This is a genomic window from Bacillus sp. JJ1503, from assembly GCF_036965125.1.
Lineage (GTDB): Bacteria > Bacillota > Bacilli > Bacillales > Cytobacillaceae > Cytobacillus.
This window is the reverse complement of sequence record NZ_JBALOZ010000260.1, coordinates 1-6,004: the sequence shown is the minus strand read 5'-3', so window position 1 is coordinate 6,004 and position 6,004 is coordinate 1. Positions and strand designations below refer to the sequence as shown.

Annotated in this window: 9 protein-coding genes; 4 read left to right on the top strand and 5 right to left on the bottom strand. The window is 35.2% G+C overall.

Features of this window, described 5'->3' with window-relative positions; all coding sequences use genetic code 11:
- Positions 1-199: 199 nt before the first annotated feature.
- The 3 genes from V7149_RS19250 (at position 200) to V7149_RS19240 (ending at position 2,702) form a co-directional block, all read left to right on the top strand.
- Complete coding sequence (locus V7149_RS19250; RefSeq protein WP_335347213.1) at positions 200-829, top strand: PadR family transcriptional regulator; 630 nt, start codon at positions 200-202, stop codon at positions 827-829.
- Positions 810-2,096 (top strand): MFS transporter, encoded by a 1,287-nt coding sequence (locus tag V7149_RS19245; RefSeq protein WP_335347212.1) that lies wholly within the window; start codon positions 810-812, stop codon positions 2,094-2,096. Before V7149_RS19250 ends, V7149_RS19245 begins: the two co-directional genes overlap by 20 nt.
- Before the next feature lie 135 nt (positions 2,097-2,231).
- Positions 2,232-2,702 (top strand): YkyB family protein, encoded by a 471-nt coding sequence (locus V7149_RS19240; protein WP_335347211.1) that lies wholly within the window; start codon positions 2,232-2,234, stop codon positions 2,700-2,702.
- 62 nt (positions 2,703-2,764) lie between these two features.
- On the opposite strand, the gene V7149_RS19235 is transcribed toward V7149_RS19240, so the two are convergent.
- The 3 genes from V7149_RS19235 to V7149_RS19225 form a co-directional block, all read right to left on the bottom strand.
- Positions 2,765-3,670: a chemotaxis protein gene (locus V7149_RS19235; protein ID WP_335347210.1), complete on the bottom strand. Its 906-nt coding sequence runs from the start codon at positions 3,668-3,670 to the stop codon at positions 2,765-2,767.
- Between the two features lie 175 nt (positions 3,671-3,845).
- Complete coding sequence (locus tag V7149_RS19230) at positions 3,846-4,316, bottom strand: DinB family protein (protein ID WP_335347209.1); 471 nt, start codon at positions 4,314-4,316, stop codon at positions 3,846-3,848.
- Between the two features lie 96 nt (positions 4,317-4,412).
- Complete coding sequence (locus V7149_RS19225) at positions 4,413-4,937, bottom strand: RDD family protein (protein WP_335347208.1); 525 nt, start codon at positions 4,935-4,937, stop codon at positions 4,413-4,415.
- A gap of 260 nt (positions 4,938-5,197) precedes the next feature.
- Between V7149_RS19225 and V7149_RS19220 the strand changes: the two genes are divergently transcribed.
- On the top strand, positions 5,198-5,404 hold the full coding sequence (locus V7149_RS19220) for a hypothetical protein (RefSeq protein WP_335347207.1): 207 nt from the start codon (positions 5,198-5,200) through the stop codon (positions 5,402-5,404).
- Positions 5,405-5,445: 41 nt separating this feature from the next.
- On the opposite strand, the gene V7149_RS19215 is transcribed toward V7149_RS19220, so the two are convergent.
- Both V7149_RS19215 and V7149_RS19210 read right to left on the bottom strand, forming a co-directional pair.
- Positions 5,446-5,622 (bottom strand): hypothetical protein, encoded by a 177-nt coding sequence (locus V7149_RS19215; RefSeq protein ID WP_335347206.1) that lies wholly within the window; start codon positions 5,620-5,622, stop codon positions 5,446-5,448.
- 62 nt (positions 5,623-5,684) lie between these two features.
- On the bottom strand, positions 5,685-6,004 hold a 320-nt coding region (locus V7149_RS19210), incomplete at its 5' end, for an NAD(P)-dependent oxidoreductase (protein ID WP_335347205.1).

The window sequence follows — 6,004 nt, the reverse complement described above, 5'->3', positions numbered from 1 at the left end:
TGTTTACAAATTCTCCATATTATTTTTTCATTATAATACAAAATGACAAAAAAGACCTGCTTGTTTGTCATACATTTTGCAGTTAACTGTTTAAATGCTGAAAAATAAATAATATTTGCATTATTTGGCTGTCTTAATGTATCATTATGATATATCATCTTGATATATCAATAAGATATATGGAAGGGAGCTTTTTTCATTGTCAGTCGAGCATACAATACTTGCAGTATTAAGCTTTTGGCCTAGTTCCGGCTACGATATTAAATCTGAATTTGAGCATAAGGCGGCAGGATTATATTGGGGGATGAGTTATGGAAGTATCTACCCAAAGTTAAAAAAACTCGAACAAGAAGGCTATATTTTTCCCATTGAAAAGGAGGAAGAAGGCCGAAAAAAGAAACTGTACGAACTAACACCAAAGGGGTGGGAAGAATTTGAAAATTGGCTCCGCATGCCGCCAGCTTACCCTGTTATTAAAGATGAACTTTTTATGAAAATGTCAACTTGGCATGAAGATATGGATACCTCTATACTCATTAAGCATTTGCTGAAAAGGAAGGAGGAAACAGAGGATATTTTGAACTTTGTCAAAGAATGGCCGACAAATGGCTATTCCTTTATTAGCAAATTAGGAATGCTTTCCATCAGGTACGCAAAAATTCGCCTAGAAGCAGAATTATTATGGATTGAGGAAACCGTTCTCGCATTGGAAGAAGATAATCTTCCAAAAGGCCAGGACCCGAATAACAACATGGATAAGCTTTTAGCAAGGCGAAGAGAAGCCATTTTAGAAAAAAGGAGAGCTAAAAATGAAAACAGGCATGTTTAAGACTCTTAAAATCCCTCCCTTTCGCTCCCTGTTTGGAGCACAGGTATTTTCAGATTTAGGAAATTGGCTTGATTTCGTTGCATTACAAGTAATAGTAGCCTATCATTGGGGACTTGATGAATCGGCAATTGCTTCTGTCATTATTACGTTAGGTCTTCCATGGGTTATTATTGGCCCATTTGCAAGTGTATTTGTTGATCGCTTACCGAAGAAAAAGATGATGATAGTATGCTTAATTTTAAGAATTGTCTTCGTATTAGGGTTGTTTTTTTCACCAAATCTTTACTACCTGCTTGTTTTTGTTTTCTTGAAAGGAACCGTTGCTGCACTATACGACCCAGCCAGACAAAGTACGATAAGAATGACAGTACCCGAAGATCAGCTGCCTGAAGCTGTTACACTTAGCCAGCTTTCTGTCAATACGATGAAAATTATTGGCCCTGCACTCGGAGGAGGCATCATTGCCCTATTCGGAGTAAAGAGCCCATTCTTATTTGAAGCTTGTGGTTTTATCATTGCGATCATTTTTTTAATCAGTATGCCAAAACTGGATGAAGACTCATTTGTTAAACATAGTTCTGAAAAAAATACAATTGAAAAACAAAGTAGTTATTGGAGAGAATTAACAGAAGGAATTAAACATATTGCGAGAACTCCCCTATTAAAAATTTCAATCCTCTTATCTTCAGTCGCTTTTTTTATTATTTTCTTATACGATGGTCTCTTTGTCTTTATTGCTCAACTTCTCGGGTTTTCTCAAGGGAATTTTGGTTTGCTCATAAGCGGAGTAGGGTTAGGCAGTGTTATTGGTTCTCTTATTTTAGGGCAATGGACGATGTGGAGAATTAAACCCATTCATTTCATGTCAGGAGCTTCTCTATTAAGCGGGAGCCTGATAATCCTAGTTGGCCTAGGAGGTATGGGTCTCATACAGCTTCCACCCTATCTCTGGATAATTGGCGCATTTTTTCTAGGATTACTAGGCTCAGGAGAGGCTGTTCCATATGGCTTTGTCTTGCAGTCTGAAACACCAAAACATTTGATGGGCAGAGTATCATCTGCGGCCATGTCTTTACAGACCTTTTCAATGTTAATTGCTCCTGCGGCAGGAGCTCTTATAGCAAAAGCAGTTGGTGTACCTGCTGTCTTAATTGGTGCTGGCCTTGCAACATGCTTATTAGGCAGCTTCGTATTATTATTCATTGTACAAAAATTGAAGACACCAATAGTTACTCATGAAACGGAAGTTTTACAGAAAACAACTTAATAAATTTTGTAATAGACTCTACTACTAAGAGGAATTTCCGTTAATCTGGAATATATTATCTATTTTATTTTCATTTTTTTGAAAAAAGGGGTATAATAGCAATATACCCCTAAATATTTGAAAGGAGTCATACTATTGAACTCGGAAAAGAAAGACAATCCTCATCATTTACATCCAACGGTTGAAAACCTCTCACAAGCAATCTTCACCGTTAATCGCCATGCAAAAACAGCAACGAACCCAAAATTCCTATATAAGCTGAAACAGAATGCATTACACAAGCTTATTAGAGAAGGGAAAGCTAATAAGGTGGGGCTTCATTTCTCAGGTAATCCTAAATATAGTCAGCAGCAATCAGATGTACTTGTTGAATGTGGTGATTATTCATTTCATTTGCCGCCATCGAAAGCCGACTTTGCTGAACTGCCACATTTAGGAAAATTAAATGATCATATACGAAATCCAAGATCCACTCTCTCCTTAAACCAAGCCAAAAAACTTCTAATATCTTATACAGGACTTAAGGAAGTTAATGACACCCCATCACATAAAAAACGGTCATATAATAAACCAGTATTTAAAAAGCTGGGAGAAAGTTATTTTTAAAATAAAAAGCTAGGTCCCATTTATTAAGGGATCCTAGCTTTTTCCTATTTCTTTTTGTCATCCTAAAGTGCTATCTTATCAATAAGCAGGACAAGCTCAGCTATCTCAGGCTTACTTACTTGTGCATCTGCTCCAACCATTTGCCCTTTATGGCGAAGATCATCTGTAATTAAGGAAGAAAAAATAACGACAGGTATTTTTGTTAATTCATGATTACTTTTAATACGTTTCGTTAAATGATGCCCATCCATCTGAGGCATTTCAATATCTGTAATTACAAGCTGAACTTCATCAACAATATTCTTTCCGCTTTGAATGATGTTTTCTAAATAATTTAGTGCATCACGGCCATTTTCAAAAAACTCTATATATTGGAACCCAGCTTCCTTTAACGTATCATGTAGAAGCTTACGTAATAATGGAGAATCCTCTGCCACCACTAGTCGTTTATTAGATCGTTCCCGTTTCCCAAGCTTTTGAACTTGCTGAACGTTGATCCCCGTTTCAGGATTAATTTCCACAACAATTTTTTCAAAATCTAATAATAAGATCATTTCTCCATTAAGCTTGATGACTCCAATAATCTGGCTGTCAGGACCTTGATACATTTCAGACGGCTTTTCTATTTGATCCCAAGAAATCCGATGAATTTGTGTCACACTATGTACATGGAAAACGATTTTTTGCTTATTAAATTCTGCGACAATAAATTTATCCTGCTGAGGATTCTCAGATGGGGGGAAACCTAATGCGGTAGCTACATTGACAACAGGAAGCACTTCTCCTCGCAATTCAATAATGCCCTCAACATTTTTATGAGCATGAGGTACTTGTATAACAGGAACAGGGTTAATGATTTCTTTTACCTTTATCACATTTATTCCAAATTTATTTTTCCCTATACCAAACTCAACAATTTCCAATTCATTTGTTCCGCTTTCCAACAATATTCCTTTTTTATGTTCCACGCAAACTTCGCCCTTCCTGTAAATGAAATGAACAATTATACCTATTACTATATCACGAATAGGAAATTTTTCTTGAAATAATTTAAAAGATTTCGTGAATAATTTTCTCATAGCTTTGGTCACTATTGAAATAGAAAAAGCAGGCTATCCGCCTGCTTTTTCTACATTCCGAACATTAGTTTGAAGATATTTGTCCAATAACCCGATTCACCTGTTCCTTATGATGCAGATCATGTTCAATAAAATCTTTAAAATAGTCTTTAATAGTTAATTTATGATCACCTATATGAAAGGCAACTTCTAACTCATCTTCATTCATTTGATTAATCATAGAAACAAATTGTTGTCTAATGGATAATAGCTCATCTAACAATTTCTCTTTTGAAACATTCTTCGAGTATTCTGCCGCCTGGTCATTAACTTTTTGAAAATCAGGGAATTTATCAAGCTTTGCTCCCTCTTTAAAAAAAGGAAAACGTTCATTTATTGAATAACGGTCCCAATATAGTAAATGTGCTATTACCGCCCGTACCGGCCATTTTCCTTCTGATATAGGAACCATCCACAAATCATCCTTTAATTCTTTTAAAGTACGTAACCACTCGGAAAACGCTTCGTAATGATTTTGAATATCATTCATTTTCATCCTAAAACCCCTTAATATTTTTATTAATTCGTCAACATTTACAGAATTTCCTCTTTAAAAAAAGCTGCATTGTTTTTTTCCAACGCAGCTTTTTTACTATTTTTTTATGACAGTCGTACCTGCAATTAAATCGTGAAGGGATTGCTTTTTCTCCGTAAAGGCAGCAATAATGTAACCAATTAATAGGATTCCTGATAAAAAAGACATTGCTAAATATCTGCCTAAAGCTCGCCAGAAGGAAATTTTGTTTCCTTTTAAATCCGTAACCTTTAATCCTAGCAATTTTTTTCCTACAGTTGCTTGCCATTTTGAAGCGTGCAAACCAGCGAAATAAGCAACGGCCCCTATAATATTAATTAATAATGATAGCCCAAGTGCTCCTAAATAAGAACCAAAGAGTAAGAGTGCTTCCTCATCAGTTATTTCGGTTGCATACGGATCGCCAAAAAGTAAATCAAGTGCACCAGTGCCCCCAAAAAAGATCATAAAAATAATCATCGTAACGATAAATAATGGCACACCAATAATGATGGAATCAATTATATAAGCTGCAAATCGAATCCAAAATCCTCCGTATTCCTTCCTTTCTTCATACGGTTGTTTATCCAAAATCGTTTCCACAGTATTACCTCCAAAACACTTTATAGTAAAATAATGACCTTCTATTATACTAATAGCATTTTATATTATACTCAATAATTTCTAATAATTAACATTACTAAAATACCATTTTATTGGCTTTTTAGGCAGAATAATTTTATCCTTGAATAATTCGACTTTTTTGTGAACAACTTCACATATCCATAGACACCGATCCCTATGAATTATAAAATTGAGTTATAAAAGATAACAACTAATAAAATTTAAAGAGGTGCTATATCATGATGAAAGGCACAGCCATCCTATTTCAAGAAAATCAAAAAGTTACTGTTATTGAAAACGTAGACCATTCTACTTTTGAAGAAATGGAGGCACAAAGTGGGTGTGACCATTGCAAATGCACTCTAGAAAATATTGAATTTGACTTTGGTCCAGTTTCTCCAGTTTTTTGGCATGAAAATGAAGTTGACTGGGATTACGGATATTAATAAAGAGGAAAAGGTGAGCCATTTTAAGCTCACCTTTGTTATTATCCCTTATATTTCCCATTATTTTTCGCTGCTTTTTCCTTTTTTGCTTTATCCTTATGAATTTTATTTGTGTCGGTACTTCCCATTTCATGTGCAAATTCCGTGTCTAATACAGCTGAATCGAAGCCTTTTTTATTTTTTTGCTGAGGATCATTTTTTTTCGTTTTTTTTGCCATAGAAGAACCCCCTTTTAATAACAATCAAATTTATTATTATATAAAGAGGATTTCATTATTCATTAACGATCCCAATACTTATAAAGTGCTTGAGTACCGCTGTTTTCCTCCCCGGCTTCAGCAAGCTTTGCATACATTTCCTTTGCCAATGCTAAGCCAGGTGTATCCATCCCCATTCCCTCAGCTTCTTGTAAAGCAATGTTTATATCCTTAATGAAATGCTTAATATAAAATCCAGGATCAAAATTTCCGTTTATCATTCTTGGTGCTAAGTTTGAAAGGGACCAGCTGCCTGCAGCACCTGTCGATATGCTTTTCAATACAGTCTCTGGTTCAAGACCAGCCTTTTCTGCATAAACGATCGCTTCACATACTCCAATCA

What these genes read in the sequence shown, in the direction of transcription:
- V7149_RS19220 (WP_335347207.1), top strand. Translation starts at nt 5,198, where the DNA reads ATGATGAAAGGCACAGCCATCCTATTTCAAGAAAATCAAAAAGTTACT.
- V7149_RS19230 (WP_335347209.1), bottom strand. Translation starts at nt 4,316, where the DNA reads ATGAAAATGAATGATATTCAAAATCATTACGAAGCGTTTTCCGAGTGG.
- V7149_RS19245 (WP_335347212.1), top strand. Translation starts at nt 810, where the DNA reads ATGAAAACAGGCATGTTTAAGACTCTTAAAATCCCTCCCTTTCGCTCC.
- V7149_RS19215 (WP_335347206.1), bottom strand. Translation starts at nt 5,622, where the DNA reads ATGGCAAAAAAAACGAAAAAAAATGATCCTCAGCAAAAAAATAAAAAA.